Consider the following 1,027-nt stretch of genomic DNA (forward strand, 5'->3'; position numbering starts at 1 on the left):
ATCCGCGGCCTGCTGGGAAAGACCCGGCGCCACCGAGGGGTGGAGGGGTATCCGCATGTGCGGCTGATGGCGCTGTGCGAGACCGGGACGCGGGCTCTGCTGGGGGCAGTGTTCGGCCCGACCGGTGAGGGCGAGCCCGGGTACGCCCGCAGGCTGCTGCACCTGCTGGACGCCGGCATGCTGCTGCTGATCGACCGCGGCTTCACCGGGGACGAGTTCCTGAACGAGGTCGCCGGGACCGGCGCACAGTTGCTGGCTCGCTCGACGCAGCGACGCCGGCCGGCGGTGATGGCCGTGCTGCCGGACGGTTCGTACCTGACCCGGCTGCTGGGCCGTACGTTCCGGATCATCGAGGCCGACGTCACCGTCGAATGCGCCGACGGCCGACGCATCGGCGACCGCTACCGGCTCATCACCACCTTGCTGGACCACCGCACGGATCCCGCGGCCCGCCTGATCGGGCTCTACCACGAGCGCTGGGAGATCGAAGTCTCCTTCCTCGCGCTGAAGGACACCCTGTTCGCCGGACGTGTCCTGCGCTCGGCCGAGCCGGCAGGCCTGGAACAGGAGCTGTGGGCCCTGCTGTCCATCTACCAGACCCTGCGCCGGATCATGGTCGAGGCGGTGGAGTCCCTCCCCGGGGCTGACCCCGACCGGGCAAGCTTCACCGTCGCCCTCCACACCGCCACGGAGCAGGTGGTCACCGCCCAGGGCGTCCTCGGTCCCACGGACCGACTGGGAGCGATCGGCCGGGCGGTCCTGGACAACCTGCTGCCCGCCCGCCGGGCGAGGACCAGCGCACGCAAGGTGAAGTGCCCGATGTCGCAGTACAGCGGCAAGCTGTCCGAGCCCAGGCCGGCCGCCAGTCAGCCGATCACTCTGACGACGATCACGGTCCGGCCCCGCCCGGCACCGGACCAGCAGCCTCTCCACGAGCAGGCGCTCGGCTTTCGCGAACGCACATTGCGCCTCCTGCGGACCGATCCGTCACGGGCCTGGCGCACCGTGGAGATCAGGCGTGCTCTGG

General features: G+C 71.1%; 1 protein-coding gene. It reads left to right on the forward strand.

Annotation, left to right across the window (positions count from 1 at the left end; translation table 11 throughout):
• Positions 1 to 66: 66 nt before the first annotated feature.
• A partial coding sequence (locus ABZ641_RS39345) for a transposase (RefSeq protein WP_359989552.1) occupies positions 67 to 1,027 on the forward strand: 961 nt, incomplete at its 3' end.

The organism is Kitasatospora sp. NPDC007106 (genome assembly GCF_040634455.1).
Classification (GTDB): domain Bacteria; phylum Actinomycetota; class Actinomycetes; order Streptomycetales; family Streptomycetaceae; genus Kitasatospora; species Kitasatospora arboriphila.